The 26,506-nt window shown below is 72.0% G+C and carries 24 protein-coding genes and 1 tRNA gene; 8 read left to right on the forward strand and 17 right to left on the reverse strand.

Translation table 11 applies throughout. The features are described 5' to 3' along the window. Nucleotides 1-6 precede the first annotated feature (6 nt). Nucleotides 7-1,515, reverse strand: coding sequence for a serine hydrolase (locus ABD844_RS16875; RefSeq protein WP_344877931.1), 1,509 nt, complete (start codon nucleotides 1,513-1,515; stop codon nucleotides 7-9). A 163-nt stretch (nucleotides 1,516-1,678) separates the two neighbouring features. Between ABD844_RS16875 and ABD844_RS16880 the strand changes: the two genes are divergently transcribed. Both ABD844_RS16880 and ABD844_RS16885 read left to right on the forward strand, forming a co-directional pair. Beyond that, nucleotides 1,679-3,430, forward strand: coding sequence for a sensor histidine kinase (locus tag ABD844_RS16880; RefSeq protein WP_344877933.1), 1,752 nt, complete (start codon nucleotides 1,679-1,681; stop codon nucleotides 3,428-3,430). Continuing rightward, nucleotides 3,423-4,100, forward strand: a complete 678-nt coding sequence (locus tag ABD844_RS16885; RefSeq protein ID WP_344877935.1) for a response regulator transcription factor — start codon at nucleotides 3,423-3,425, stop codon at nucleotides 4,098-4,100. The genes ABD844_RS16880 and ABD844_RS16885 overlap by 8 nt, the downstream gene beginning before the upstream one ends. Here ABD844_RS16885 and ABD844_RS16890 read toward each other — a convergent pair. From ABD844_RS16890 to ABD844_RS16910, 5 genes are all read right to left on the reverse strand, one after another. Further along, nucleotides 4,076-5,263: a DUF418 domain-containing protein gene (locus ABD844_RS16890; RefSeq protein WP_344877937.1), complete on the reverse strand. Its 1,188-nt coding sequence runs from the start codon at nucleotides 5,261-5,263 to the stop codon at nucleotides 4,076-4,078. The genes ABD844_RS16885 and ABD844_RS16890 overlap by 25 nt on opposite strands. A gap of 27 nt (nucleotides 5,264-5,290) precedes the next feature. Beyond that, the gene (locus ABD844_RS16895; protein ID WP_344877939.1) at nucleotides 5,291-5,962 is read right to left on the reverse strand and encodes a GPP34 family phosphoprotein; all 672 of its coding nucleotides are present in this window, start codon (nucleotides 5,960-5,962) and stop codon (nucleotides 5,291-5,293) included. Nucleotides 5,963-5,980: 18 nt separating this feature from the next. Beyond that, a complete protein-coding gene (locus tag ABD844_RS16900; RefSeq protein ID WP_344877941.1) occupies nucleotides 5,981-6,256 on the reverse strand; it encodes a type II toxin-antitoxin system antitoxin in 276 nt (91 codons plus the stop codon). 5 nt (nucleotides 6,257-6,261) lie between these two features. After that, a complete protein-coding gene (locus ABD844_RS16905; RefSeq protein WP_425568588.1) occupies nucleotides 6,262-7,212 on the reverse strand; it encodes an SPFH domain-containing protein in 951 nt (316 codons plus the stop codon). A 168-nt stretch (nucleotides 7,213-7,380) separates the two neighbouring features. Continuing rightward, nucleotides 7,381-8,202 carry a spermidine synthase gene (locus ABD844_RS16910; protein WP_344878202.1) on the reverse strand — a complete coding sequence of 274 codons (822 nt, stop codon included), beginning with the start codon at nucleotides 8,200-8,202 and terminating at the stop codon, nucleotides 7,381-7,383. Between the two features lie 71 nt (nucleotides 8,203-8,273). On the opposite strand from ABD844_RS16910, the gene ABD844_RS16915 reads away from it, so the two are divergent. From ABD844_RS16915 to lat, 5 genes are all read left to right on the forward strand, one after another. After that, nucleotides 8,274-9,788, forward strand: a complete 1,515-nt coding sequence (locus tag ABD844_RS16915; protein ID WP_344877943.1) for a penicillin-binding transpeptidase domain-containing protein — start codon at nucleotides 8,274-8,276, stop codon at nucleotides 9,786-9,788. 114 nt (nucleotides 9,789-9,902) lie between these two features. Further along, a complete protein-coding gene (gene trhA / locus ABD844_RS16920) occupies nucleotides 9,903-10,550 on the forward strand; it encodes a PAQR family membrane homeostasis protein TrhA (RefSeq protein ID WP_344877946.1) in 648 nt (215 codons plus the stop codon). After that, nucleotides 10,547-10,711 carry a PNPOx family protein gene (locus ABD844_RS16925; RefSeq protein ID WP_344877948.1) on the forward strand — a complete coding sequence of 55 codons (165 nt, stop codon included), beginning with the start codon at nucleotides 10,547-10,549 and terminating at the stop codon, nucleotides 10,709-10,711. The genes trhA and ABD844_RS16925 overlap by 4 nt, the downstream gene beginning before the upstream one ends. 104 nt (nucleotides 10,712-10,815) lie before the next feature. After that, nucleotides 10,816-11,358, forward strand: a complete 543-nt coding sequence (locus tag ABD844_RS16930) for an HdeD family acid-resistance protein (RefSeq protein WP_344877950.1) — start codon at nucleotides 10,816-10,818, stop codon at nucleotides 11,356-11,358. Between the two features lie 58 nt (nucleotides 11,359-11,416). Next, nucleotides 11,417-12,685, forward strand: a complete 1,269-nt coding sequence (lat, locus tag ABD844_RS16935) for an L-lysine 6-transaminase (protein ID WP_344877952.1) — start codon at nucleotides 11,417-11,419, stop codon at nucleotides 12,683-12,685. Nucleotides 12,686-12,697: 12 nt separating this feature from the next. On the opposite strand, the gene ABD844_RS16940 is transcribed toward lat, so the two are convergent. The 9 genes from ABD844_RS16940 to ABD844_RS16980 form a co-directional block, all read right to left on the reverse strand. Beyond that, entirely contained in the window at nucleotides 12,698-13,918 is a 1,221-nt protein-coding gene (locus tag ABD844_RS16940; protein ID WP_344877954.1) for an NAD(P)/FAD-dependent oxidoreductase, read from the reverse strand. A gap of 192 nt (nucleotides 13,919-14,110) precedes the next feature. Next, a complete protein-coding gene (locus tag ABD844_RS16945; protein ID WP_344877956.1) occupies nucleotides 14,111-14,335 on the reverse strand; it encodes a helix-turn-helix domain-containing protein in 225 nt (74 codons plus the stop codon). Nucleotides 14,336-14,491: 156 nt separating this feature from the next. Next, nucleotides 14,492-14,567 (reverse strand) — tRNA-His (locus ABD844_RS16950). Between the two features lie 68 nt (nucleotides 14,568-14,635). After that, complete coding sequence (orn, locus tag ABD844_RS16955; RefSeq protein ID WP_344877958.1) at nucleotides 14,636-15,229, reverse strand: oligoribonuclease; 594 nt, start codon at nucleotides 15,227-15,229, stop codon at nucleotides 14,636-14,638. 67 nt (nucleotides 15,230-15,296) lie between these two features. Next, complete coding sequence (locus ABD844_RS16960; protein ID WP_344877960.1) at nucleotides 15,297-16,586, reverse strand: DUF2510 domain-containing protein; 1,290 nt, start codon at nucleotides 16,584-16,586, stop codon at nucleotides 15,297-15,299. Nucleotides 16,587-16,635: 49 nt separating this feature from the next. Beyond that, the gene (locus ABD844_RS16965; protein WP_344877962.1) at nucleotides 16,636-18,030 is read right to left on the reverse strand and encodes a protein kinase family protein; all 1,395 of its coding nucleotides are present in this window, start codon (nucleotides 18,028-18,030) and stop codon (nucleotides 16,636-16,638) included. Nucleotides 18,031-18,051: 21 nt separating this feature from the next. After that, entirely contained in the window at nucleotides 18,052-19,713 is a 1,662-nt protein-coding gene (locus ABD844_RS16970; protein WP_344877964.1) for a serine/threonine-protein kinase, read from the reverse strand. 106 nt (nucleotides 19,714-19,819) lie between these two features. Next, nucleotides 19,820-22,111 (reverse strand): serine/threonine-protein kinase, encoded by a 2,292-nt coding sequence (locus ABD844_RS16975; protein ID WP_344877965.1) that lies wholly within the window; start codon nucleotides 22,109-22,111, stop codon nucleotides 19,820-19,822. An 85-nt stretch (nucleotides 22,112-22,196) separates the two neighbouring features. Further along, entirely contained in the window at nucleotides 22,197-22,835 is a 639-nt protein-coding gene (locus tag ABD844_RS16980) for a pyridoxamine 5'-phosphate oxidase family protein (protein ID WP_344877967.1), read from the reverse strand. A gap of 71 nt (nucleotides 22,836-22,906) precedes the next feature. On the opposite strand from ABD844_RS16980, the gene pdxR reads away from it, so the two are divergent. Next, nucleotides 22,907-24,295, forward strand: a complete 1,389-nt coding sequence (gene pdxR / locus ABD844_RS16985) for a MocR-like pyridoxine biosynthesis transcription factor PdxR (RefSeq protein ID WP_344877969.1) — start codon at nucleotides 22,907-22,909, stop codon at nucleotides 24,293-24,295. On the opposite strand, the gene ABD844_RS16990 is transcribed toward pdxR, so the two are convergent. Further along, nucleotides 24,273-25,412, reverse strand: coding sequence for a DegT/DnrJ/EryC1/StrS family aminotransferase (locus ABD844_RS16990; protein WP_344877971.1), 1,140 nt, complete (start codon nucleotides 25,410-25,412; stop codon nucleotides 24,273-24,275). The two genes, pdxR and ABD844_RS16990, sit on opposite strands and share 23 nt — an antisense overlap. Further along, the gene (locus tag ABD844_RS16995) at nucleotides 25,409-26,392 is read right to left on the reverse strand and encodes a GNAT family N-acetyltransferase (protein WP_344877973.1); all 984 of its coding nucleotides are present in this window, start codon (nucleotides 26,390-26,392) and stop codon (nucleotides 25,409-25,411) included. Before ABD844_RS16995 ends, ABD844_RS16990 begins: the two co-directional genes overlap by 4 nt. Nucleotides 26,393-26,506 lie beyond the last annotated feature (114 nt).

The raw sequence follows: 26,506 nt of genomic DNA on the forward strand, positions 1-26,506 counted from the left end.
AGGAGGTCAGGAGCCCTCGGCCGCCAGGGTGAAGGCGCCGCGGGCGACGGCGAGCTGGTCCAAGACCGCCTCCGGCCCGAACGGCTTCGCCGGGTCGATCGACAGGGCCGTCACCACGTACGTCTTCCCCTCCGCCGTACGCGCCAGGTAGCCCAGGTCCGACACCCCCGGCTCCGAGCCGCCCTTGAACCAGACCGACGGCCACCGGGCCTTGTCCAGGCCGAGCCCCCCGTCGCTGATGGACATGATCTCGCCGATGCGCCGGTCGTCCAGCTTCACCAGGCCCGCGTAGGCCCGGCAGACGTCGTTGGGGGAGGCGTACCACTCCACGGCGTCCAGCTCGCGCGGCGCCGTCCAGAGCCGGAACTCCGACAGCGGCGCCTTGGCCACGACCTTGTCCAGGTAGGCCCGCTGCTTGGCGGTGCTCAGCGACAGGTAGCGCTCGGTGTGGCGCGGATAGTCGACGCCCTTGAGCACGAACAGCTCCCTGGTCGTGAGCAGCGGCACGTTGCGCTCGTCGCGGGCGCCCCAGGCCCGCATCGTACGCTCGACCGCCTTGCGCCCCACCTTGTGGATCAGCAGGTCGGTGGCCGTGTTGTCGCTGATGGAGATCATCAGCTTGGCCGCCTCCAGCACCGACACCTTGCTGCCGTCGGGACGGTTCTGCAGCTCGCCGGTCGGCAGGCTCTTCAGCTCGGGCGTGATCGTGAGCTGCGTGTCCCAGCCGAACGCGCCCCCCTTGATGCGTTCGGCCACCGCGCCCAGCACGTAGAGCTTGACCATCGACCCCAGCGGGCGCGCCTCGTCGGCGGCGAGGGCGTGCACGGGGCGGCACCTGCCGTCGGCGGTCAGCTCGGCCGCCAGGAAACCGGCCTGCGGGGACAGCTCACTCAACCGCTCGTCCACCTCGCCCCAGCTCTGCGGGGTCGGCGAGCGGAACATGAGGCTGGTGATCAGGCTCGCCGCGTCCACGACGAGCGTGACGTCGAACGGCGACCTGCCGACCACGACGCGCGCGACGAGCTGCCGCTCCTGCGCCGACACCAGCCGCTCCAGCTTCATGGCGCCGAAGCTCGTCAGGACCTGGTTGATCTGCGCGGGCGGCACGTTCTTGAGGAAGTCGGCGGCGAAGTGTCCGGTCAGTTCGCTCTCGGAGAGCGGCGCGCGGGGGGCCGCGTCGAGCAGCCACGTGAGCTGCCGGCCCACCGGGGTGGCGGGGATCTCCGGGGCGGCCGTGACCCCGGCCCCGGCCCCGGCCCCGGCCTTGGCGGACGTCGCCGCCTGGACGGGGGCGGGCAGGCTGCCGCAGGCCGTCACGGCGAGCGCCACCGCGACCGCCGCGCTCGCCGCGAGGAACCGGGCGGGCTTCGGCACAGCCTTCGTGCGAGTGTTCGCGCCGACGTTCATGCCGACGTTCATGCCGACGTTCATGCCGACGTTCATGGCGGCGCTCGTGCCGGTGTTCGTGACGGTGTTCGTGCCAGTGTTCGTACCGGTGTTCGTGCCGGTGTACATCGAAGGGGCTCCTTTCGGATGTCGACTTCGTACGCCGAGCAAACCCCGTCCACCACGATCACGGCCATCCGGTGGGCCACCGTTCCGGCCGGTGCGGACGACCGCAGGAAATATGCGGATAACCTGGTAGACGCCCACCCGCACGCGCATGACGATGAGGCCCATGAGTTCGAGGCTGGTGGCCGGGCCGGCGGCGTTGATCGCGATCGCCGGCATCGTGACCGGCGCCCTGCTGGAGAGCGGCCTGCCCGCCCCGGTCACGCAGTGGGCGTTCATCGTCCTGTCGCTGCCCCTGCCCGCACTGGGCTGGCTGCTGTCCGTCAGGCGTCCCGACCTGCGCTACGGCTGGCTGCTCCTGGCCGCCGGCCTGGCTCTCGGGCTGGGCACGCTGGGTGCGGGGCTGGCCGTGCGCGGCGGTCTCACCCCGCTCGCCGCTGCCCTCGGCTCGCTGTTCGCCGTCTTCTACGGCCTGACCTGGATCTTCGTCCCGCTGTTGTTCCCCGACGGCCGACTGCCCTCCCGGCGGTGGCGGGTGGCGGCGTGGATCTCCGGTATCGCGATCGTCCTGCACACCGTCGGGTTCGCGCTGCACAGAATGGACCCGTACCAGCCGCGGAGCGAGTCCCTGTCCACCTGGGAGCTGGTCCTGGCGTTCGTCACGGGCGGCGCGCAGTTCGTCACGTGGGTCGTCGCGGTGATCGTGTTCGGCGGGCTGCTGGTGCGCTGGCGGCGCAGCGGGGACGGCGAACGCCGCCAGTACGCCTGGATGGTCGGCGGTGTGACCGCGACCCTGGCGGGGGCGACGTTGATCTCGTTCGTCCAGTTCGGCGGGGTGCGGACGTGGCTGGTCGTGGCGATGGGGACGCTGGCGGCGGTCGGGTCGATCCCCACCGTGATCGCCGTGGCGATCCTGCGGCACCGGCTGTTCGACGTACGCGTCGGCCTGCGCGGATCTCGCCTGCACCTGATGTTCGACCTGCGCCCGACCGCGGACGAGGTGCTGACCGACCTCGGCCCGGCCCTGGAGGACGCCTCCGAGCCGGTGGAGCAGCTCGGCCGGTTGGCGGCGGCGGTGCGTACCGGGCTCGACCTCAGGTGGGCGGCCGTGACGCTGGCCGACGGCACCCGAGTGGTCGCCGGCGAGGAGGCCGGCGAGGCCGTGCTGGAGCTGCAGGTCCGCGGCGGCAGCGCTCGATACGGTGGCCGCATCGAGTGCGGCCCCCGCGACACGGGCCCGCTGACCCGCGTCGACCGGCGCCTGCTGCAGGCCCTCGCCGTGCCCGCCGGGCTGGCCATCCAGAGCGCGGGCCTGGTCACCCGCCTGATCAACGCCCAGGAGGCCGAACGCCGCCGCATCGAGCGCAACATCCACGACGGCGTACAGCAGCAACTCGTCGCCCTCATCGCCGGGCTGGAGCTGGCGCGGGCCACGGGAGCAGGCCCCGACATGCTCGCCCACCTGCGCGAACAGGCCCGCCAGACGCTCGCCGACCTGCGCGAGCTGGCGGCCGGCATCCACCCGTCCGCCCTCAGCCAGGGCGGCCTGGTGGAGGCCGTCGAGGAGCGCTGCGCCCGCCTGCCCGTGCGCACGACGGTCAGCTCGCCACCGTCGCTGCGCTCGCGCCGGTTCGCCGACGAGGTCGAGGGCGCGATGTACTTCACGGTGAGCGAGGCCGTGGCGAACGCGCTCAAACACGCCTGCGCCACCACCATCGACGTACGCCTCACGCACGACGACGGCCGCCTGGCCGCCACCGTCGCCGACGACGGCGAGGGCTTCGACCCGCACATGGTGGCCCGCAGAGGGCTGGCCACGCTCGCCGACCGGCTCGACGCGCTCGGCGGCGGCCTGTCCGTGGACAGCGAACCGGGAAAGGGGACACGGGTGAACGCATGGGTGGCGGTCCATGGGTGAGGGGATCCGTACAGTGGTGGCCGACGACCACTACCTCGTACGCGAGGGCACCCGGCGCCTGCTGGAGACGTCCGGCGAGGTGACGGTCGTGGGCGCGGTGGGCGACGCCGACGAGCTGGTGGACGCCGTGCGCAGGCTCGGCCCCGACGTCGTGATCACCGACATCAGGATGCCGGGAGGGCGGTGGCGGCAGGGCTTCGAGGGCATCGACGCGGCCCACCGCATCCGCTCCGAGCATCCCGAGGTCGGTGTGGTCGTGCTGTCGCAGTTCTCCGACGCGTTGTTCGCCTTCGAGCTGTTCAAGCACGGCACCGAGGGTTACGCGTACCTGCTCAAGGACCGGGTGGGCGACCTGGACGAGCTGCTCGGGGCGATCAGGGCGGTGGCCTCGGGAGGCTCGGTCATCGACCCGAAGGTGGTCGAGGGGCTGCTGGCCAGGCACGACGTACGGGGCCGGCCCGAGGCGCTGACCGCCCGCGAGCGGGACGTGCTGCGGGAGATGGCCCACGGTCGCTCGAACTCGGCCATCGCCCGCGCCCTGCACCTGTCGATCTCGTCGGTGGAGAAGAACGTGAACGCCATCTTCACCAAGCTCGGCCTGGAGAACAGCGGCGACGTGCACCGGAGGGTGGCCGCCGTGCTGGCCTACCTCGGCCCCGACGCGTCCTGACCGGAGCGCCGGCGGTGGACCAGGCGGCGCAGCAGGATCTCCGCCGGGCCCCGGTACCCCACCCGCCGCATCGCATCGGCGAGGAACAGCGACACCACCCACGTGCCCGCCGCCACGGCCGTGGCGCCCGCGAGGCCGAGGTCGTCCTGCAGCCCCAGCCCGTACGGGTAGAAGAGCACGACGAACGCGAGGGACTGGAAGAGGTACAGGGTCAGCGAACGCTGCCCGAGAGCCTCGACCATCGTGGTGAGCCGGCCGCGCCGCCGGGCCGCCCGGATGGCGACCAGGGCCACGATGCCCGCCAGGCCGATGCCGCCGGCGTACCCGGTGAGCGGCTGCGCCGTCGCCACCGCCCAGAGCGCCTCCGGTGACGGATCGTGCCACACCCCGGCCTGGACCAGCCCGGCGGGGACGGCCCCGGCGACCGACAGGACCGTGGTGATCACGGCGGCGCGGACCAGGAAGCGGCGGTGCCGTACGGGCTCCTCCAGGAAGCCCCGCCGCGCCGCCCACATGCCCAGCGCCACCGCCGGGAGCACGATGATCGCGAACAGGAGCGTCCCGATCGGCCAGGCGGTGACCCGATCGACGAGCAGCGCACCGAAGCCCCGGTCGCCCGCGGCCATGCTGCCCGCCGCGAACGTGGAGGTGCCCTCCGACAGCGGGTACCACATCCCGAACGCGACCGCCGCGGTGGCGGGCACCAGGGAGATCCCCGTCGTCCACAGCAGGGCCGCGTCCCGCCGTCGCAACAGGCCGACCAGCACCAGGGCGGTCAGCCCGTAGACGCTCAGGATGTCGATCGGGGCGAACACCACGGTGTGCGCGAACCCGAGCACCACCAGCCACCAGCCCCGACGGCGCAGCAGCTTGCGGGCGCTCACCCAGTCGGAGCCCCGGTCGATCTCCCGGTTGAGCAGTTGCACCAGCGCGTAGCCGAACAGGAAGGCGAACATCGGGCGCGCGTGGTTGTTGACGAAGACGAGATGGAAGAATTCGGTGATCGTGTTGAGAACGGCCGGGCCGCGGTCGACGGCGGTCACGAACAGCGGCGCGTGCGCGAACGCGATGGCCAGCAGCATCGCGCCCCGGGCCAGGTCGGGGGCGAGCGCCCGCTCGCCGGTCCGCGAAGTGACGGGCGTCGCCCGCGTTAACGTGGTCATGATGATCTCCCCCATGGGTGTCGTCGGTCAGCCGCCTCCGTCGGCGGCCGCGTGGCGATCCGCGTCCACGGCCTTGCGCAGCGCGGTGGCGATCGGCTCGACGGGTGCCGCGAGCCGCTCGATGCGTTCCCTGTACTGGCGGGCGTCGCGCCCGGACACGACCGTCCTGAGGCGGGCCGCCGCGGCCAGGCCCGCCAGCACGCGTAGGTCCGGCTCGACGCGCCCGACCGGCCGCCCGCCGCGCACGACCTGCCCGATGCGCTCCACGAGCCTGCGTGACAGGTACGCCTTGCGTGGCACGATCCGCTCGACCGGGAACACCAGCACCCGGTGCCGCTCCACCCGCACCAGCCGGTCGGCGGCCAGCTCGTCGCGAACGACGCGCACCGCCCGCGCCTGGTCCTTACGGATCCACCGCCGCCAGGAACGCGGCGGCGAGCCGGAGACCTGCTCCCAGACGAGCGCCCGCAGCGACCCGCGAGGGGCGTCGGCCGGAGCGGTGACGGCCCGGGCCTTGCCCGACTCGTCGGCCAGGTTGCCCGCCAGCAGCAACTCTGCCAGGGCCGCCGCGCGCAGCAGGTAGCCCAGCTCGCCCCGGTTGGCCAGCCGCTGCTTACGCAGGTCGAAGGCCAGCAGGAAGGCCGACCGCGTCAGCGACTCGCCGCCCCTTGGGGACTCGCCCTGTATCACCGGACTCACCCTCCTCCGTCTGTGTCGTCATCCGCTCGCTCCTCGTCTTTCCTCGGGGTCGGCGGCCGGGTCGTCCTCTTCTCCGCCGTCTTCCTCGGCGCCGTCCCCTTCATTGGCCTTCCTGGGCCGTCCGCGCGGTCGCATGCGCCCCACTCCGTCGGGCAGGCGTCCGGCCTCGGACAGGGCCCGGCGCAGGAGGAACTCGATCTGGGAGTTCGTACTGCGCAACTCGTCGGACGCCCACCTGGACAGCGCGTCGTGCACCACCGGGTCGAGCCGCAGAAGGATCTTCTTCCGTTCCACGGTTGTTACTGGTAGAGCGTGCCGGTGTTGACCACGGGCTGCGTGTCGCGGTCACCGACCAGCACCACGAGCAGGTTGCTCACCATGGCCGCCTTGCGTTCCTCGTCCAGCTCGACCACGTCGTGCTCGGCGAGCTTGGCCAGCGCCATCTCCACCATGCCGACCGCCCCCTCGACGATCCGCTGCCGGGCCGCCACCACCGCGCCGGCCTGCTGGCGGCGCAGCATCGCGTGGGCGATCTCGGGCGCGTACGCCAGGTGCACGATGCGCGACTCGATGACCTTCACCCCGGCGGAGGCCACCCGGGCCCCGATCTCGGTGGACAGTTGCTCGTTGATCTCGTCGGCGTTGTCGCGCAGGGAGAGCCTCGGCTCGCCGTGGGCGTCGTACGGGTAGCTGCCCGCGATGTGCCGCACGGCCGTCTCCGCCTGGATGGCCACGAACTCCACGAAGTCGTCCACCTCGAAGACCGCCTGCGCGGTGTCCTCGACCTGCCAGACCACCACGGTCGCGATCTGGATCGGGTTGCCGTCGGCGTCGTTGACCTTGGTCACATCGGTCTCGTGGTTGCGGATCCGGGTGGACACCCGCCGCCGCGAGGTGAACGGGTTGACCCACTGGAAGCCGGGGGTGCGCAGGGTGCCGACGTACCGGCCGAGCAACTGCACCACCCTGGCCTCGCCGGGCGCCACGGCGGTGAGCCCGAAGCTCATCGTGAACCCGGCCAGGATCGCCAGGCTGCTCACGATGACCAGCCAGAGACCGCCCTGCCCGGCCCCCGAGGCGAGCAGCGCGATCCCCACGATCAGCAGCACGATCCCGGCCAGGACCAGCACCGTCGCCACGGCCGCCATCCCGAACCCGTTGGCCGCCCGCACGGAACGCTCGCTGGTGTGCGGCGCGGGCATCTCCACCACGCTCCCCTGGGGCGCGATCGCGCCCGATGTGTCCGCCATCGTCTCTGCCCTTCCCTGTGTGACTTCACCTTGCTAGCAAAGTGATATCACTTTTTCCATGCACAGGGAAGCCCGCAGCGGACTTCTCCCGGCCGCGCGGCCGTTCCCGCGCAGGAAAAGGACGCGGGCGGCCCGAGATGCGGACCGCCCGTGGTGTGGACTCGGCTCCTAGCCGAAGACGGCAGGCGGGGGGACCGGGGCGAGGACCGGGTCGCCGTCCCTGATCACGGCGGCTCCCGCGACGAAGTTGGTCAGCCCCTCGCCGTACACGCACCGCGCCTGCGTGAGCCCTCCGGCCGCCCGCCGCGTCAGCAGGTCCACCGGCAGGTCGGTACGCGACGCGGCCACGATGAGGTTGCCGAACCGGCGACCGCGCATGATGCCCGGCTCCGCCATCAGCGCCACGTGCCGGAACGTGCTCGTCACCGTGGCCAGCAGCCGCCGGGCGAAGGCCAGGCCCTTGCCGTCGGCCAGGTTGATCAGGAGGGTGCCGTCGGAGCTGAGGATCCGCGCGATGTCGCCCATGTACTCGGCCGTCGCGAGCTCCACCGGCATCGTCGCCGCCGTGAACGCGTCGAGGACCACCAGGTCGGCCGACGCGTCCCAGACCTTGGCCGTGCCCTCTCGGCCGCCCGCGACGATGACCTTGAGCCGGGGCACCGACCGGAGGTCGAGCTGCTCGCGGACGAGGTTGACCAGCAGGCCGTCGGGCTCGATCACGATGTGCCGGGAGCCGGGACGGGTGGCGGAGACGTAGCGGGGGATCGTGCAGGCGCCGCCGCCCACGTGTACGCAGCTCAGCGGCCCGTGTGCGAGAAGGTCGATCACATCCGCCATGAGTCGTACATACTCAAATTCCAGAAATGTCGGGTCTTGTAGATCTACGTACGACTGAGGTACGCCATCCTTGGACAGCATCCAGCCGTCCTGCCTGTCCAGGTCCCGGAGAAGCTCGATCTCACCGAACGTCACCGGGTACCGGCCGGGCATCGGCTCCCGCTGTCCTCGTGCCACGTCTGATTCCCTCCTGGGAGAACCGTATGCGACGACGAAGGATGATTGTGCTCGTTATCGCGCTTGTGGCGTTGGTCGGGGCGGGTGGTTTCGCCTTCTGGTCATCGAACCGGGTCAAGGGCAGCGCTGCCCAGACGGCCGACGCGTACTTCGAAGCCTGGCGCAAGGGTGACGTCATGGCCATGGAACGGCTGGTGCACCTGCCGCCGGCCGACTTCGTCGTACGGCATCGCGCGCTGAGCGAGGAGCTCCACGTCGAGTCGCTCCAGCTCACGCCCGGCGCCCTGCGGAGCACGGGGGAGGAGAGCGCCGAGGTGGCGTTCGCGGGGGTGCGGCAGCTCGCCGAGTTCGGGGCCTGGCCGTTCGACAGCACCTTACGCCTGGCCGTGTTCGATCGCGCCTGGAAGGTGCTGTGGGCCCCCGAGACCCTGCACCCGCTGCTCAAGGACGGCGGCACGCTGGAACTGGGCGAGATCGACGCCTCCGCCGCCGAACTGGTCACCAGCGAGGGCGACAAGATCCCGAACGACAGCTACGCCGAGGCGTACCTCGATCCGCTCAAGCCCGAGTTCGTCCGGGCCAACAAGGGATGGGCGCTGGTGTCCAAGGCGCCAGGGCGGCCCGACCGGCAGTTGATGACCCGCGTCCCCGAGCCGGACGTCGAGCGGACCACCCTCTCCCGCCCCGTCCAGGCGGCGGCCGCGCGGGCGCTGGACGGCGTGGAGGACTCCACGATCATCGTCATCCGCCCGAGCACCGGCGAGATCCTCGCCCTGGCCGACCGGCTCAAGGACAACTACAGTGCCGTACGGGACTTCTTCCCGCCCGGCTCCATCTTCAAGACGATCACCGCGGCGGCCCTGCTCAAGAAGGGCCTCGACCCGGCGGCCCAGGTCGCCTGCCCCGGCACGTACCAGATCCCCTTGCACCGGCCCTTCCAGAACGACGACGAGACGCTGGACCGCGGCCTGATCACCTTCACCGACGCGTTCGCCCACTCCTGCAACACCAGCTTCGTCGAACAGGCCACCACCCGGCTCACCGGGCAGGACCTGCGCGAGACGGCGGACGAGTGGGGCTTCGGCCGGGCCATCGCGACCGGCATCGGCGGCGCCTGCGGCGACGTGCCGGACACCGCGGACCTCGACATGCTCGCCGCCGACGCCATCGGACAGGGCCAGGTCATCACCACCCCGCTGTGCATGGCCGCGCTCGCCGCGGCCGTCGAGAGCGGCACCTGGCGCTCGCCCCGGCTGCTGTCGGAGGAGCAGGTACGCCGCATCGACGGCACCCCGCACGAGGACGTCCGGATGGACGAGGGGACCGTGGCGGTGCTCAGGAACATGATGGCGGCCGTGGTCGACTACGGGACGGCCAGCGGCGCGGGCCTGCCCGACGACGTCTCGGGCAAGACCGGCACGGCCGAGGTCGGCGACGGGACCTCGCACGCGTGGTTCATCGGTTACCGGGACGACCTGGCCTTCTGTGTCTTCGTCCGGCACGGGGGATCGGGCGGGGCGACCGCGGCCCCCATCGCGGCCCGCTTCCTCAACGGCCTCTGACGGCCACTGACAGCCACTGACAGCCGCCTGCGCTCGGGCGCGGCCGAAGGAGGGCGGTCCGCTTTCGCGGGCTCGATATGTGGCGGATTTCCAACCTACGGTACCGTAGGTTACATGACGACCATCACCGTTAAGCCCAGGCTGCGTGGCTGGTTGCACACTGGAGCGCTGCCCGTGACGCTGGTCGCCGGGTTCGTGCTCGTGGCACTCGGCCCGACCCTTCAGGCGCGGCTGGCCTCCGCCGTCTACGCGCTCACCTCGGCGTTGTTGTTCGGCATCTCCGCCACCTACCACCGCAGCACGCTCGGCCCCCGGCTGGCGGAGTTCCTGCGCAGGATCGATCATGCCAACATCTATTTGATCATCGCCGGGACCTACACCCCGTTCGCCCTGCTGGCCCTGGAGGGGACGGCGCGGCTGGCGGTGGTCTCCGTCATCTGGAGCGGGGCCCTGGCCGGGGTGTTGTTCCGGATGTTCTGGATGAACGCGCCCCGCTGGCTCTACACGATCCTCTACCTGGCGCTGGGCTGGACCGCGATCTTCGTCATGCCGCAGCTTCTCGAGGGCGCGGGCGTGGCCGCCGTGGTGCTGGTGGCCGTCGGGGGCGTGTTCTACTCGGCCGGAGCCGTCGTGTACGGCCTGCGCCGCCCCGACCCCTCGCCCCGCTGGTTCGGTTTCCACGAGGTCTTCCACGCGTGCACGGTCGCCGCGTACCTGGTGCAGTACATCGCGGTGTCGATCGTGGTCTACTCCCATGCGTGAACCTCGGTGCGGAGCAGTGCATCCCGGTGACCACCTACCGCAGAGACGGCACCCCCGTCGCGACCCCGCTCCGGGTGGCGCAGGACGGTGACGCGGTGGTCGTCTGGACCGTGCGCCGGGGCGGCACGGGCACGATCGGCATCCGGATCACCGACCTCTGACCGTCGCGGGCCCGGCGTCCTCGCCGGGCGGCCGGGCCGCCGGATCAACGACATTTGACCTCCCGCTGGTCTGTTTCCGGGGACGTCCTGGAAAACAGACCAACATGGGGGATATTTCGCAATCGTGGTGGCTGCTGCTCATTCGCGGCATCGCGGCGGTCATCTTCGGCATCCTGGCACTCATCTGGCCCGGGATCACCCTGCTCGTCCTGGTGATCTTCTTCGGCGCGTACGCCCTCGTCAGCGGTGTGTCCGCGCTGTTCGCCGGGTTCCGGCACGGCGAACGGTCGCGCGCCTGGCTGATCATCTCCGGAATCCTCGGCATCCTGGCCGGCATCGTGGCGTTCGTCTGGCCGGGCATCACCTCGCTCGCCCTCCTCTACGTCGTGGCGTTCTGGGCGATCTTGACGGGGATCGCCGAGATCGTGGCCGGCGTCCACCTCCGCAAGGTCATCGACAACGAGTGGATGTTCATCGTCGGCGGCGCCCTGTCGGTGATCTTCGGTCTCCTGCTCCTCATCTGGCCAGGTGCGGGCCTGCTGAGCCTCGTCTGGCTCGTCGGCGTCTTCGCGATCCTGTACGGCATCGCCACGATCTCTCTGGCGCTTCGTGTGAAGAACTTCACTTCGAGGGCGGGTATGCCGTAAATTTTACGTATACACCCGTGTCCTTCGAGAGGAATATCCAATCCGCTGTGGAGGCGCCATGGACGTACACGCCCGCCTTGCCCGCCACCTGCTCATCGACGGATACCGTCTCGTGCTCGACCTCGAACTCAGCCGGGGCTCCTGGCTCGTCGACGCCCGCAACGGCCGCCGTTACCTGGACTTCTACACCTTCTTCGCCTCGGCCCCGCTGGGCGTGAACCCGCCCTTCGACCCCGACTTCGCCCAGCTCCTCGGCCAGGTGGCCCGTAACAAGCCGGCCAACTCCGACATCTACACCGAGCATCTGGCCGACTTCGTCGACACGTTCGCCCGGGTGCTCGGCGACCCCGAACTGCCGCACCTGTTCTTCGTCGAGGGCGGCGCCCTGGCCGTCGAGAACGCGCTCAAGACCGCGTTCGACTGGAAGAGCCGCCGCAACGAGGCCGCGGGCCGCCCGCGCGATCTCGGCACCAAGGTCATGCATCTGACCAGGGCCTTCCACGGCCGCAGCGGCTACACGCTGAGCCTGACCAACACCGAGCCGGCCAAGACCGACCGCTTCCCCACCTTCGACTGGCCGCGCATCGACGTGCCCGCCATCCACTTCGGCGACGTCGAGGCCGCCGAGCAACGGGCGCTGGCGCAGGCCCGCGCGGCGTTCGAGCGCGACCCGCACGACATCGCCTGCTTCATCGCCGAGCCCATCCAGGGGGAGGGCGGCGACAACCACATGCGTCCCGAGTTCCTGCGCGCCATGCAGGACCTGTGCCACGAGCACGACGCCCTGTTCGTCCTCGACGAGGTGCAGACCGGCGGCGGCACCACCGGCACGGCCTGGGCCTACCAGCAGCTCGGCCTCGAACCCGACGTCGTGGCCTTCGCCAAGAAGGTCCAGGTGGGCGGGATCATGGCGGGCCGCAGGGTGGACCTGGTGCCCAACAACGTGTTCCAGCAGAGCGGCCGCATCAACTCGACGTGGGGCGGCGGCCTGGTGGACATGGTGCGCAGCCGCGGCATCCTGGAGATCATCGAGCGCGACGGGCTGATCAAGCGCGCCGCCGTCGTGGGCAGGGACCTGCTCGAACGGCTCACCAAGCTGGAGGCCGAGCGCCCGGAGTCGGTGTCGAGCGTACGGGGCCGCGGCCTGATGTGCGCCTTCGACCTGCCCGACCAGGCCGCCCGCGACGCCCTGGTGACCCGGCTCAGAGAGGAGCACGGCGTGCTGGTGCTGCCCTGCGGGCCCAGGTCCGTACGCCTGCGCCCGGCGCTCAACATCCCCGAGCCCGACCTCGACCTCGGCCTCGCCGCGCTGAAGGCCGCCCTGTAGAGCCCTGGAGGACTACTGCGTGACGCTGGCCCTGCTGCGGTGGGGCCCGGCGTAACGCCAGAAGAAGTTGAGCAGCACGCTCATCCGGTTGCGCCCGCCCAGCAGGTGCGCCACGTGCACGAAGATCCACAGCAGCCAGGCGGGCAGCCCGCGCATCGTCAGCCCGTTGGCGAGCTGCAACACGGCCTCGGCCCGGCCGACGGTCGCCATGATCCCCGGATCGTGGTAGGAGAAGGGCCGCGCCGGCCGCCCCCGTGCCGCCGCGGCGATCTGCCGGGCGGCGTGCTCGCCCATCTGGATCGCCGGCTGCGCGAGCTGCGGCAGCGGACGGGGCGGCCCGGCCAGGTCGCCGACCACGAAGATCTCGGGATGCTCGGGCACGCTCAGCGCCTCGGTGAGCGTGATCCGCCCGCCCTTGCCCTGCGGCAGGCCCCAGACACTCGCCTCCGGGGGAGCGGCGACGCCCAGCGCCCACACGGTCAGGTCGCTCGGCACCCGCGTCCCGTCCGCCAGCAGCACCGCGTCGGGCTCCACGGCGGCCACGGTGGCGCCCAGCCGCAGGTCCACCCCGCGCCTGCGGAGCGCGTCGGCCGCCGAGTCCCGCAGCCGCGGCCGGTACGGCGCCAGCACGAAGCCGAACCGCTCCACCACCGTCACGCTCGTCTGGTCGGGCCGCACCTCGGGATGGGTCAGCGGGATCGTGTACCGGCGCAGCTCGGCCAGCGTGCCGGCCATCTCCACCCCGGTCGCCCCGCCGCCCACCACCACGACGTGCATGCTCCGGCGCCGCCCGGCGGCGGTGTCCTCCAGGCAGTCCTGCATCCGGCGCCGCAGCCTGGCGGCGTCGCCGAGCGAGTAGATCGGCAGCGCGTTCTCCCGCGCGCCCGTCACGTTCAGCCAGTTGGTGGTGACGCCGGTGGCCAGCACCAGGTAGTCGTAGCCGAGCGCGGTGCCGTCCTCGAACTCCACCCGGCGCTCGCCGGCGTGCACCTTGCTCAGCGCGGCCCGCCGCGCCCGTACGTTGGGCCACCGGGCGGCGAAGGTCCTGACCGGGTAGGAGACGTCCGACGAGCCCATCCCGGCCGTGGCCACCTGGTAGAGGAGGGGGTGGAAGGTCGCGTACGCGTTGCGGTCGACGAGCGTCACCAGCGCGCCGTGCCTGGCCAGCTCCCGCGTCGCGGCCAGCCCGGCGAACCCCGCACCCACGACCACGACCCGCGGCTTCCTGCGCATGACAGTGTCCTCCGTCCTCCCCCTCAGGTCCTTTCCCCTTCGCGCACGTCATGGATGCCAACACCACCACCAGCGTCTGCCAAACCCATTCGACCGGGAGCGCGCCGTCCGCTGCGCCAGGGTCCTGCCGGACGGCATGCCGAAGGGCCTTCTCGCCGCGGGGGGAGACGAGAAGGCCACTGTCCGAGGCGCCTACTCCTGGCGTGACTGCCACAGCCCGATGGCCGTGACCCGGGAGTCGACGCCGAGCTTGGCGTAGATGCGGTTGACGTGGTTCTTGACCGTTTTCTCGCTGAGGAACAGCCGCTGGGCGATCTGCCCGTTGGACTGGCCTGTCGCGATCAGGTCCATGACCTCGGCCTCGCGTTTGCTCAAAGAGGTGAACACGCTCTCGAACGCTGCGTCGTCGACTCTCATCCGGCCTCCGGGGGCGCGCAGACGGTCAGATCGTCGCCGATGGCCCCCGTGCTTCCGGCGTTAGCGGTAGACAGCGAGCATAACCCGCATTGTCATGTTTTGGGGCCGTTGCCGGGAAAAACGCCAACGGCCGGTCCCGAAGGACCGGCCGTGCACTGGGGTGAGTGAAGGGACTTGAACCCTCGACATCCAGGACCACAACCTGGCGCTCTGCCAACTGAGCTACACCCACCATGGCCACGCGTTATCGTGCGGCACAGGAAAAGTGTAGCGGGGATCGGGAGTCTTTTCGCCACTCCTTTAGCCGCTGACACGCTCCGCGAGTGCTCGCGCGGTCGCCGAGTCGGGCCCGGGCTGGTCCACGAAGACGGCCGCGCGGTAGTAGCGCAACTCCCTGATGCTCTCCGTGATATCCGCCAGAGCACGGTGTCCGCCCTGCTTTTCCGGCGCGGCGAAGTAGACCCGGGGATACCATCGGCGCACCAGTTCCTTGATCGACGAAACGTCGATCATCCGGTAGTGCAAATAGCCATCGACCCCGGGCATGTCGCGCGCGATGAACGTGCGGTCGGTGCCGATCGAGTTGCCGCACAGCGGCGCCTTCTTCGGCTCGGGCACGTGCCGGCGGATGTAGTCGAGCACGAGCGACTCCGCCTCGGCCAGCGTCACCCCGCCCGCCAACTCCGGCAACAGGCCGGAGGCGGTGTGCATCTCGCGTACGACCTGCGACATCTGCTCCAGCGACTCGGGGGGCGGCTTGATGACCACGTCGACGCCCTCGTCCAGTTGCTTGAGCTCGCTGTCGGTGATGACGCACGCCACCTCGACCAGCGCGTCGCGACTCAGGTCGAGCCCGGTCATCTCGCAGTCGATCCAGACCATCAAGTCACTCATACGATCTCCTCGCCCAGCGGCTCGGAGCGATCCGCCCGCTTGTACCCCACCAGCCTAGTGCCACCGATCAGGCGGGCTTGAGCGAGCCGAGAACCTGGCTCACCACGTCGGTCCCCAGATTGTCGGGAACGGAGATGTAGACGATGGCCGGGCTCTGCCCCGCACCGCGGTCCATGAGCACGATCGCCCCGTTCTCCTTCTTCCACTTGAAGCCCTGCTCCTCGGAGATCTTGGTGAAGTCGAGCTCGAACTGCAACACCCACGCGTCCCGGTCGCCGATCTTCATGGCCTTGTCCGTCACGACCTTGCTCTCGTGGGCCAGCGCGTAGAAGCGGGTGGTGAAGTCCACGAAGACGGCCTTGGCGGTGTCACCCAGGCCCGAGGCGCCGGAGTAGGGGTAGAGCTCGTTGAGCTGCCCCGTGAAGACGTTGCCGATCCAGTCGGACTCGCCGTCGTACTTCTCCTGCGAGACGGCCGTCACCCCGGCCGTCCACTGCTGCGTGGTCGGGTTGCCGTTGTTGACCTCGTTGAACGGCGGCACCTTCCAGTCTTCAGGCACCTCGAACGAGACGCCGGCCTGCTCGTCGCTCACCCGCTCGCCCGACGGCTGCGGGAGCTCGCCGCCCTGGTTGGGCAGCGGCTGCTGGGGCGGCGGCTCCTCGGTGGGCGGCTGCCGCGGCTCGTACCTGTCGGACGGCGTCGGCGGCGAGGCGGTCTGCGTGCCGTCGCGGTTGATGAAGAAGATCCCGGCCACCACGATCAGCGCGACCACGACCAGCGCCGCCAGCCCGCCGAACACCCACGGCATCGGGTTGCCCTGCTTACGCGGCGGCCCGTAGCCGGGACCGCCGGGGCCCACGGGACCGCCAGGGCCGCCGGGTCCGGGCAACGGCGTGCCGCCCCACTGCGGTGACTGCTGGGGCGACTGCTGGGGCGACTGCTGGGTGGGCAACTGCTGGGTGGGCGGGGTGGCTGTGGGGGCGCCGTACGCGCCCTGCCCGGCCGTGGGCGAGCCGAACTGGAGGGTGGGGTTGGCGGGCGTCGCCGACCAGCCGGGGCCGGGCTGTGACTGTGGCTGCGACTGCTGGGGGTCGGGCTGGAGGTTCGGCTGCGACGGGGACTGTTGCGACGGGGACTGTTGCGACGGGGACTGTTGCGACGGCGGCTGGAACTGGGGCTGGGAGTTCGGCTGCGCGGAGAACTGGGGCTGAGGCTGGGGTCCGGAGGACGGCTGGGGCTGGGCCGGCCCCGGCTCCTGGGCGTGGGTGGCGTCGGTCCACTGGTTGCCGTCCCACCAGCGGAGCTGCGGCTCGCCGTAGGGGTCCGGATACCAGCCCGCGGGGGTCTGCGTGGTCATGTTCGCCAGATTAGTAAGAAGAGCTGAGAGATGCATGGGTGCGTGATGATCAACACCTGTACGTGAACGTCGCCTTGTCGGTGCGCACCGGCCCCGGGGAGCGGATCCGGAGCGTGGCGGTGGCTTTGACGTCGCTCTTCCCGCGCAGAGTCCACCGCAGCGGCACCGTGTACGACGTCTGGCCGGACGTCGTGCGCAACGTGCCCTGGACGATTTCCTTGTCCAAGTTTTTACGCCATTCGTAGGTGATCTCGCCCGGTGCCCCGTTGGTGATGACCGTTGCCGTGATCACGGCCGCGCTGTCGCAGCCCTGGGTCTTCTTCGGCGCCACCACGTCGATCGACCTGACCTCCAGGTCCGGCGCGTTCCCCAGCGTGAACCAGGCCAGCACCGCCCCCGCCATGATCACCGCGAAGACGGCCGTGGACAGGATCGTCCGCCGTCGCCGGGCCCGCGCGGCCCGGTGCGGCGCGGACGTCTGGTCGCGTCCGGCCCGCCAGATGTGCTCGGCCGGGGTCTCGGGCCGCTGCGCCCGCGTGCCGATGTCCTGACCTGGCCGGGTTCCGGCAGGGGCGTCCGGCTGGGTGCCGACCCCGGGCCCGAAGTGGACGGGACCCGCCGTGCCGCCGGGCACGTGCAGGAGCGTGACGATGTCGCCCTCGTCGCCGCCCTCGTCGCCGGCCCCGTCCTGCGGCCCCGCGTACGGCGGCGGCTGCGCGAAGGCCGACCGGCCGCGCGCCGCCTTGGCCAGCCCGTCCCTGGTGATCCGGCCGCCGGGCAGCCTGCCCCGCTCGTTGACCAGCAGGTCCCTGGCCGGGCCCAGGCCCAGCGTGGTGGCGGCGGACGCGACCCGTTCGAACAGTTCGGCCACCTCGGGAGCGCTCCGCCCGAAGGAGGCGGCCAGGCCGCGGGCCAGCGACGCCCACCCGGCCGCGTCCCGCTCGCGCGGGGACACCTGGGCGCGGATGGCGTCGGCCAGGCCGCGTTCCGACAGCAGCGAGACGCCCTCCGCCGTGATCACCACTGTGCCCGGGTGCACCGAGCCGTGCGTGATCCCGGCGGCGTGCAGCGCCTGCAAGGTCTGGGCGGTCTCCACCAGGGAGGAGGCGGCCCCGTTCGGGTCGATCGGCCCGGCCGCGAGCAGGTCGGCCAGGGTGGGGCTGACCGCCTGCGCGGTGAGCAGCCACACCTGGTCGCCCGCGGCGACCACGTCCGCCACCGGGATCAGCCCGGTCAGCCCGCCCAGCACCAGTCGCTGGTCGGTCATGACGGCCTGCACGACCCGGTCGCGGACGCCGGGTAAGCCGATGATCTTGGGATCGAACAGCAGCGCCCCGGCCCTGCGGCCGTCGGGCGAGATGGCGTCGATCCAGTTGCCGAGTTCGGTCATCCAGGTGTGTTCGGTGAGCCGGAATCCGGCGACACCGCTCGCAGGGTTGTTCATCGCCGTCGCCCCCCGGCGCGTCTAGCGCCTTCTTCTGTGGCGTCCCGCCGTACGGCGCTTCACCGCAAGTGTGACCGGAATCGCGCCCGTCGTCACCAGGCCCAGCCCGAGCAGCGCGGCCGTCGCCCGATCGGCGGGCTCCACCCGGGGCTGCTGCGGCGACGGGTCTCCGCTCCCGCCGGTCGGCTGCTCGGCGGTGGGGCTCTGCGGGGGCGTGCTGGTGGACTGCGTCGGGGACGGCTCCGGCGGCCGGGTCGTGCGCGTGGGCGACGGGGCGGGAGTGGACGGCGGCCGGTCGCCCTCGGGCCGGTCGACGTTGCCGCTCAGCGTGGGCTCGGTGGACGGCGACGGGGTCGGCGTCCGGGTCGGCGCGGGCTTCCTGGTCCTGGCCGGCGTCCGTGCCGGGGTGGGCGTGGGCGTGGGCGTGCCGGTGGCGCTCGGGGTCGCGGTCGGCTGGACCGGCGGGAGCACGTCGCCCGCCGTGGCCGTCGGGCTGGGCGCCGGGGTGCTCTCCTGGGGCCCAGTCTCTTCCGGCGTCGCCTCGTCCAGCGTGGGCGACGGTTCCTCGGTGTCGGCGGGCTCGGGGGTGGCGGCCTCCGCCGTGGTCGGCGTGACCTGGCTCGTCTGCGCCTGTAGGACGGGCTCGGCCGAGCCCGCACTGACCAGGATCGCCACGGTGGCGACCAGCACGCCGGCACCGACCACGCCGACGCCGATCTTGGCGGGCAGCCTGCTCAGGATGCTGCGCGACGGCACGCGGAAGCGGGTCTCGGCGAGCGAGGTCTCGGTCTCCGCCGGCTCGTCCAGCGCGGTCGGGAACAGCAGCACCAGCATGCCCGCGAGCGCGGCCAGACGGCGACGGCCGCGCTCCTCCCAGTCCGGCCCGTACGCACGGGCCGCGACGGCCTCCAGCTCGGTCAGGAACGCCTCCGCCGACGGCGGACGTACGGCGGGGTTCTTGGCCAGGCCGCGCTCGATCAGGCTCCGCAGCGGCTCCGGGATCTCCTCGACCGGCGGGGGCGCGCTCTGGTGCTGGTGGGCCAGGGCCGCGAGGTTCGGCGCCCGGTAGGGCCGCCTGCCCGTCAGGCATTCGAAGAACACGATGGTGGCCGCGTACACGTCGGTCGCGGGGCCCGCCGCCTTGCCCGACCACTGCTCGGGCGCCATGTACGGCGGCGTCCCCGCGCCGCTCGCGCCCTCGCCGGCCCTGACCGCGATGCCGAAGTCCACGAGCTTGCTGGTGCCGTCGCCCTGGACCATGACGTTCTCGGGCTTGAAGTCGCGGTGCACGACGCCGATCGCGTGGGCCGAGGCCAGGCCCTTGAGCGAGCCCTTGAGCACGGTCAGCGCCGCCTCCGGGCCGGTGGGCCCCTTGGAGCGCAGCAGCTCGCGCAGCGAGACCCCGTTGATCAGCTCCATGATGATCGCCGCGCCCGGCCCGGACTCGACGTAGTCGATCAGCCGGGCGTGGTACGCGCTCTGCAACGTGGCCAGCAACCGCGCCTCGTGCCGGAACCGGGCCACGAACCCGACGTCGGACCTCAGCTCGTCGCTGAGGTATTTGATGGCCACCTCGACGCCGTCGTAATCGCGCCTGGCCAGGACCACCCTACCGGCCGCACCCGAGCCCAGCTCGCGTACCTCGGTGTAGCCGGGGACCCCCCATGGCCCATCACCGTACATAACGGTTTCCTCCGGAGTTTGTTGGGCCCCACCCGCATCAACCGGCCGTAGCTTAACCAGAGGGAACCGCTTTCCCGCTACCGATATCCGCACAAGCGGTTAATTATCACTCAGCGGTGCCGGGCGAGTCGTCGGTCCTTGAGGCCGGGCGCGGGGTCTCCGTGGGCGGTTCCTCCTCCTCGGGCTCCTCGGGGCAGGCCGGAGTGGTGCCGCCGCGGCTGTCGCTCCCGCCGTCCGCCGCCGGGTCGGTCGCGGCCGTCACCGACCACTTCGTGCCGCACGGCACCTTCCCCTGGTAGGTGAAGCTCCGGCTGTAGGAGGTCTGGCCCGACAGGGTGACCGTCTGCGTGTCCCCGCCCTCGCCGGCGGCGAACCTGACGGTGAGGCGTACCGGCTGGGTGTCCGCCGTGGTGACCCGTACCTGCGCGCTGATCGCGGCGCCCGCGCCCGCCTCGACGATCGACACCTGCCGCACCTGCGGCGGGCAGGGCACCGAGGTGCGCGCGGTGTCGGTCCTGTCGCCCGCGCGCACCCGCACCGACAGCGTCGCGCCGCACGGTCGCGACCTGAAGGCTTGGGTGAACGTCTCGCTGTAGGAGGTCCGGCCCGACAGACTCGCAGTACGGGTGCCGACCGCCTCACCGTCGACCGCGAACGTGGCCTGCACCGGGATCTCCCCGGTGCCGCTCGCGGTGAGCCTGACCCGGGCCGTGGCGGTGCGGCCGGGCGCCTCGGGCAGTCCGAGGTCCACGCTCAGTCCGCTCACCGTGGCCGGGCAGGGCGGCACGGACAGCGAGGCCGTCCGGGGGCCGCCGGCGGTCGAGGGGGAGGTGGTGACGGTCAGCGTGACCGTCCTGCCGCACGGGCGTTCGCCCATCGGCCAGGTGAGCGTGCGGGTGTAGCTCCTGGCGCCGCTCAGGTGTACGCGCTGGGTGCGGCCGTCCTCGCCGGAGGCCGTCCAGGCGGCGGTGGCGGTCACGGCGCCGGTGCCGTTCGCCCGGAGGGTGAGCGGGGCGGAGGCGACCGCGTCCGCGTCGATCGTGATCTCGCCCACGCTCACCGCCAGCACCGAGGTGAGCGGTGGCGGCGGCTCGTCGGTGACGGCCCGCGTGAGCGTCGGGGTGGGCGTGCGGGTAAGGGCGGGGGTACGGGTCGAGGAGACGGTGGCCGACGGGGACGGGGGCCGCGAGTCAGTGATGTCCGGTTCGGGCGTCTCGGGCGTGTCCTGTGGCACGACCTGCGGCGTGGGATCCGGATCGGGCGCGTCCTCCGTCGAGTCGTCCGTGGGCTCGGGCGTGACAGGCGTGCTCGGCGGGCCGGAGACCGGCGCCGTGGTGACCTCGCTCGGCGGTACGGCCGCCGCCGCGCCCACCGGCTGCTCCTGCGGCGGCTGCCTGCTGACCAGCACGACCGCCACCGCCACGGCCGCCGCCGCGGTCACCGCGCCGCCCATCGCCACCCGCCGCACGTTGGCGCGCATGCTCCGGAAGACCGTCCTGGCCAGCGACGTGGCCGCCTCGGGAGGCGGCTGCTCGGCCCGCGGCAGCAGCAGCGCGAGCAGGGCCACGAGCGCGGCCAGCCGGCGCTTGCCCCGCTCCTCCCAGTCGTCCCCGTACGCCGCCCGCGCCACGGCCTCCAGCTCCGCCACGAACTCCAGCGCCCCGGCCGGCCGCAGCCTCGGCTCCTTGGCCAGCCCGCGCCGCACCAGCTCGCGGATGGGCTCGGGCGCGTCGTGGACGGGCACCGGTGCGTGCACGTGCTGGTAGCCCAGGACGCCCGGCTCGGTCGACCGGTAGGGCCGGTGCCCGGTCAGGCACTCGAAGAACACGGCCGTGGCCGCGTACACGTCGGTGGCGGGCGAGGCGGGCCGCCCCTCCCACAGCTCCGGCGCCATGTACGGAGGCGTGCCCTCCGGATGGGCGGCCGTGCCCTGGCGCACCGCGATGCCGAAGTCGACCAGCTTGCTGACCCCGTCGTCGCGGACGAGCACGTTCTCCGGCTTGTAGTCCCGGTGCACCAGCCCGAGCGCGTGGGCCTTGGCCAGGCCCAGCAGCGAGCCCTTCAGCACGACCAGCGCCGCCTCCGGCTCGGTCGTGCCGTTCTCACGTAACAGCGCGCGTAAGGAGACGCCGTTGACCAGCTCCATCACGATGGCGGCGCCGCCGACGTCCTGGATGTACTCCCACATCGTGGCGATGTTGGGGTCGCGCAGCGTGGTCAGCAGCCGGGCCTCCGACCGGAACCGCGCCAGGGCCGCGGGGTCGCGCAGCAGGTGCGCGGACAGGTACTTGATCGCGACCTCGAGCCCGGTCTCGTCGTGCACGGCCAGCGCGACGCGCCCGCCGCCGCCCGCCCCGAGCTGCTTGATCTCTGTGTAACCGGGAGCGCTCCACTCCATATGCCTCTCCCATCAGGAGCCGGCCCACCTGATGAGACGCGTGATCTAGGAGCCGGGTTTTCCAGGTGGTTCCGGATTCATGGAACTACTCCCGATGGAGGATGTGAACAGGTGCGCCGATACCTTCTGGGAGTACCGAATCCGGCTCGGGTTCGCCCCACGACGTGACCAGGGGCAGCACCCCGGCCCATACCGGAAGGTCATAGTCCGCCGGCTCGTCCTTCGGCCCGCCGCGCCGGATCTTGACCGACGCCTCCTCCAGCGACAGCGCCAGCACGGCCGTGGCGGCCAGCTCCTTGCGGGAGGGACGGCGCGCGTAGTCCCACTGGCCCGGCGCGAGCCGCTCCGACAGGGCCCGCAGCCCCTCCATGTGCTCGTCCGGGTCCGTGACCAGCCGGGCCGTGCCGTAGACGACGGCCGAGCGGTAGTTGACGGAGTGGTTGAAGATCGAGCGGGCCAGCACGACGCCGTCCAGATGCGTGACCGTGACGCAGACCTCGGCGCCGTCACTCGCCCGCAGCGACTTCGCGCCGGTGGAGCCGTGCAGGTAGAGGGTCTCGCCGATGCGTCCGTAGCCGGTGGGCACGACCATCGGGTGGCCGTTCACGACCACGCCGAGGTGGCAGATCAGGCCGGTGTCGAGCACCTCGTGGAGGTCGTTCCTGTCGGTGCTGCCGCGCTGCTTCTCGCGGCCCAGCGTGGTGCGGGGAGTGGTGGAGAGCATGATTCGACCGTAACGGCGAAGTGGACCTACGCTGTAGGGCCACTACCAGCGCCTTCGTAGAGACCACTTGCATGAGAACCCACGTCGACCTGCCCATCTCCCTGTCGCGTACGTCGGCCGAGCCGCTCACCGCCCAGCTCGCCCACTGGCTGCGCCGCGCCATGATGGACGGCACGCTGGCCTCGGGGGAGCGGTTGCCGTCCACGCGGGCCCTGGCCGTCCAGCTCGCGGTGAGCAGGACCGTGGTGACGGAGGCGTACCAGCAGCTCTACGCGGAGGGCTGGCTGGACGGGCGGCACGGCTCCGGGACGTTCGTGGCCGACATGGAGGCGGGCATCGAGCAGGCGCCCGCGCCCGGGGAGAGCGCCTGCGTGCCCGGCCCGCCGCCGCCCCCTGCCGACCGGATCGACCTCACGGCCGGCGAGCCCTGGGTGCGCGACTACGACCGCGCCGCCTGGAAGCGCGCGTGGCGCAAGGCCGCCGACCTGCCGCCCGGGGCCTCGCCCGACCCGTACGGCCTGCCGCGCCTACGCGCCCTGCTCGCCGACCACCTCAGACGCGCCAGAGGCATGGCCGTCGGCCCGGAGAACATCCTGGTCACCCGAGGCACCGGCAACGGGCTCGACCTGTGCGCGCTGGCCCTGCTCGGCCCCGGCGCCAGGGCGGGGGTGGAGGACCCCGGCTACCACGTGGCGCGTACGGTGCTCGCGGCCAGGGGCGCCGAGGTGGTGCCGTGCCCCGTGGACGAGGACGGCGTGATCATCGACGGCCTCCCCGGCGACCTGCGCCTGCTCTACACCACGCCCGCCCACCAGTACCCGCTGGGCGGCCGGCTGCCGATCCCGCGCCGCGAGCGGCTGCTGGCCTGGGCCAGGCGCACGGGGGCGATGGTCGTGGAGGACGACTACGACGCCGAGTTCCGCTACGACGTCGCCCCGCTGCCCGCGCTCTACGGCCTCGACCCCTCGCGGGTCGTGCTGCTCGGCACGCTGTCCAAGACCCTCGCCCCCGACGTGGGCGTCGGCTGGCTGGTGGGCGCGCCCGAGCTGGTGGCCAGGATCGCCGGGCTGCGCGAGTCGGTGGCCGACCGCACCAGCGGCCCCGTCCAGCAGGCCGTGGCGACGCTGCTGGAGCGGGGCGACCTCGACCGGCACCTGCGCCGTATGCGCCTGGAGTACGCCAGGCGCCGCGCCGCCGTCGTGGAGATCCTCGGCCCCGTCTGCCGCCTGCGCGGCGACACGGCCGGGCTGCACGTCCTGGCCGAACTGCCCGCGGCCGTGGTGCCCGCGGTGGTCGCGCGGGCCGGGGAGCGCGGGATCCTGCTCGACTCCACCGAGCGCCACCACCACGGCGGCCTGCGCCTGCACGGCCTGGTCATCGGGTACGGCTCCGCCTCGCTGGCCGACGTCCGGCGCGGCTGCCGCATCCTGGCCGGGCTCATCCGCGCGGGCGGCTCGTAGGGGGCTCCAGGCTGCGCAGGACGGGCAGCGAACGGGCGGCGTACATCGGGTCGACGGGCAGGACGTGCCTGGCCCACCAGCGCGCCGGGCCAGGGTCGGGGGAGGGCGTGGTGAGGCCGGGGGCGTAGTCGTCGTACGGGGGGTCGTACAGGTAGCCGGTGGAGACGCCGCGCCGCTCCAGTTCGGCGATGGCCGCGTCACGGTCGCGCACCAGCAGCGGCACCCGGAACAGCGGCCGCGACAGGTCGTCGAGCACAGCCGGCGCGACCGTGGGCAACTCGGCCAGGCTGCGCACGCCCGCCAGCCGCCGCGCCCGGCCGCCGGGCACCTTGGCCAGGCGCCTGCCCTGGTACCAGCGGACCAGGCGGCCCCGGCGGGCGCGGTAGTCGTGCAGGTCGGCGCGTACCCAGGGGTCGAAGGGCGGCAGCGCGGGCGCCTGGCCGAGCGCCTGGCCCAGGTGCTCGGGGGCGAGCGCGATGCGGAAGCCCTCGCGCGGCTCCTCCAGGCCGAGGCCGCGGGCGAGCACGAGCGCCGGACGGACGAGGCCGAGCGCGAGCGCCGCGTGGCGGGCCATGGAGGTGGCCACGCTCATCACGTCGGACCGCGGGGAGCCGCGGGTCAGCAGGTCGTCGCGGGCGCGGGTCAGCGCCCTGAGGTCTGATTCGTCCGCGACGGCCAGGACGCCGCCCGAGCCCGCGCCCGGGTGCTTGGACAGGCTGAACACCCCGGCCCGGCCGAAGGTGCCCAGCGGCCGGCCGCCGACGTCGGTCTCCATCGCGTGGGCCACGTCCTCGACGAGCACCTTCCCGGCGAACCCTTTCCCGGCGAACGCGGTGACGTCGTCGGGCAGGCCGTACAGGTTGGTCGTCAGGACGGCGTCCACCGCGCCGAGGTCCACCCGCGACGCGTCGATGTTGCCGTCACGGGGGGACAGCGGGGCCATCACCGGGCGCAACCCGGCGGCCAGCACGAGGAAGAGGATCTCGTCGGCGGAGACCGGCGACATGAGCAGCCGCTGGCCAGGCGCGCACCAGTGCCGCAGCGCCAGGTAGAGGCCCAGCCGGTTGGAGGGGAGCGACAGGCAGTGACGGCCCGTGCGCTCCGCGATGTGCTTCACCCTGGTAGGACAGTACGCAGTCGTCCGTAGGTTTTCAACGCCTTGTCGGCCGTCCTGAGGAGGATCGGGTTGGCCAGCACCGTGGCGCGCGTCTTGCGCACCGGCACCCGCATCAGCCAGTGGAGGCCCGCCGCCGGGCCGAGCCTGGCCACCCGGCCCTCGGCCACCTCCAGCTCGCCGGTCTTGAGCTTGTCCTTGTACTCCTTCTGGCCCCGGCCCATGTCGATGACCTCGATGCCGGAGCCCGCGGCCTGCTCGGCCATCGCGAGGTGGTGGATGAGGCCGGGGGAGTATTTCGCGAAATGGGGATCGTAGGCGGGGAACCAGCCCACCAGCGTCTTCCGCGTACGCAGCCCGAAATGCCCGGCCATCGGGCGGCCGTCCACGTAGACCATGTCGAGGACCCCGGCGAAGCTCTCGGACTGGGTAGCCAGCAGCCGCTCGACCAGCTCGACGATCCACTTGTGCGCGAACCTGTCGGTCCGGCCGGTACGGCGGTACTGGTCGGTCTTCCAGCCCAGCAGCGTGTGCAGGGGCTCCAGGTCGGTGGTGGCGTAGTCGTGGCGGATCGGCCCGGCGTCGCGCTGGAGCTTGCGCGACTTGGCCAGCGTCGACTTGTACGTCTTGCCCGACTGCAGCTTGAGCGCGTCGGTGTAGTGCGCCCAGCCGTCGCGCAGGTCGATGATCGGCGACGGGTGCCGCTCGTGCCGCCCGCTGAGCAGCGGCTGGCCGGACACCAGATGGTCGAACTCGTACACCGCCAGCCCGCAGTCCTTGATCAGCCGTAGCGGGTCGATCTCCACGCCCTGGGCGTGCACCAGCCCCTGCGCGTCGGTGAGACCCGCGGCGACCGGCTTGCCGATGCCCAGGGGATGTCGCTCGAAGGGGAAGAAACCCACGATCTCCGGGCCGTCGTGGATGACGGCGACTCGTACGACATCTCGTAGCTCGCCCACCGTAAGGGTGAATTCTGGGGACAAGAAGGGATTGTCGAAGCAGGGCGCGGCCTCTTGCAGGGCACGCCAGCGACTCACCTCTGGTCGGCCCAGCTCGCGGGGTAGGGCAAGGGTGACGCGCATGAGCTCCCACTGTCG

The sequence above is a fragment of the Nonomuraea antimicrobica genome, from assembly GCF_039536965.1.
In the GTDB taxonomy this organism is placed as follows: domain Bacteria; phylum Actinomycetota; class Actinomycetes; order Streptosporangiales; family Streptosporangiaceae; genus Nonomuraea; species Nonomuraea antimicrobica.

Coding starts and splice junctions, on each gene's coding strand:
- ABD844_RS16885 (WP_344877935.1), top strand. CDS start 3,423: ATGGGTGAGGGGATCCGTACAGTGGTGGCCGACGACCACTACCTCGTA.
- ABD844_RS16905 (WP_425568588.1), bottom strand. CDS start 7,212: ATGGCGGACACATCGGGCGCGATCGCGCCCCAGGGGAGCGTGGTGGAG.
- ABD844_RS16975 (WP_344877965.1), bottom strand. CDS start 22,111: ATGGAGTGGAGCGCTCCCGGTTACACAGAGATCAAGCAGCTCGGGGCG.
- ABD844_RS16890 (WP_344877937.1), bottom strand. CDS start 5,263: ATGACCACGTTAACGCGGGCGACGCCCGTCACTTCGCGGACCGGCGAG.
- ABD844_RS16875 (WP_344877931.1), bottom strand. CDS start 1,515: ATGTACACCGGCACGAACACCGGTACGAACACTGGCACGAACACCGTC.
- pdxR (WP_344877969.1), top strand. CDS start 22,907: ATGAGAACCCACGTCGACCTGCCCATCTCCCTGTCGCGTACGTCGGCC.
- ABD844_RS16940 (WP_344877954.1), bottom strand. CDS start 13,918: ATGCGCAGGAAGCCGCGGGTCGTGGTCGTGGGTGCGGGGTTCGCCGGG.
- lat (WP_344877952.1), top strand. CDS start 11,417: ATGGACGTACACGCCCGCCTTGCCCGCCACCTGCTCATCGACGGATAC.
- ABD844_RS16945 (WP_344877956.1), bottom strand. CDS start 14,335: ATGAGAGTCGACGACGCAGCGTTCGAGAGCGTGTTCACCTCTTTGAGC.
- ABD844_RS16980 (WP_344877967.1), bottom strand. CDS start 22,835: ATGCTCTCCACCACTCCCCGCACCACGCTGGGCCGCGAGAAGCAGCGC.
- trhA (WP_344877946.1), top strand. CDS start 9,903: ATGACGACCATCACCGTTAAGCCCAGGCTGCGTGGCTGGTTGCACACT.
- ABD844_RS16965 (WP_344877962.1), bottom strand. CDS start 18,030: ATGAACAACCCTGCGAGCGGTGTCGCCGGATTCCGGCTCACCGAACAC.
- ABD844_RS16930 (WP_344877950.1), top strand. CDS start 10,816: ATGGGGGATATTTCGCAATCGTGGTGGCTGCTGCTCATTCGCGGCATC.
- orn (WP_344877958.1), bottom strand. CDS start 15,229: ATGAGTGACTTGATGGTCTGGATCGACTGCGAGATGACCGGGCTCGAC.
- ABD844_RS16970 (WP_344877964.1), bottom strand. CDS start 19,713: ATGTACGGTGATGGGCCATGGGGGGTCCCCGGCTACACCGAGGTACGC.
- ABD844_RS16910 (WP_344878202.1), bottom strand. CDS start 8,202: ATGCCCGGCCGGTACCCGGTGACGTTCGGTGAGATCGAGCTTCTCCGG.
- ABD844_RS16960 (WP_344877960.1), bottom strand. CDS start 16,586: ATGACCACGCAGACCCCCGCGGGCTGGTATCCGGACCCCTACGGCGAG.
- ABD844_RS16880 (WP_344877933.1), top strand. CDS start 1,679: ATGAGTTCGAGGCTGGTGGCCGGGCCGGCGGCGTTGATCGCGATCGCC.